Origin of the sequence: Pseudomonas uvaldensis (assembly GCF_021271205.1) — a bacterium.
Lineage (GTDB): Bacteria > Pseudomonadota > Gammaproteobacteria > Pseudomonadales > Pseudomonadaceae > Aquipseudomonas > Aquipseudomonas uvaldensis.
Window position 1 is genome coordinate 1 of record NZ_JAIWKS010000060.1, and the last position, 261, is coordinate 261.

Below are 261 nucleotides of genomic sequence, written 5' to 3' on the forward strand. Positions count from 1 at the left end.
GCCTCTGACCGCTTCGATATCGGTGTAGGTATCACCTGCCGCGATCCCGGTATGCACGCCGGTCTTGAGGTTGATGGTCACCGCTTCCTTGCTGTCGGTATACCCCGCTATGTCATAGCCGGCACCGCCGATGAACTGATCCGCTCCCGCGCCACCGTATAGGGTGTCGTTACCCGAACCGCCAGTAATGATGTTATCGCTGTCGTTGCCGTAACCGATGAAGGCGCCAGTACCGACGTAGGTCAGGCGCTCGACGTTGGC

General features: G+C 59.8%; 1 pseudogene. It reads right to left on the reverse strand.

The features are described from left to right. Nucleotides 1-261, reverse strand: a pseudogene (locus tag LCU97_RS26585) (calcium-binding protein); the annotation flags it as partial.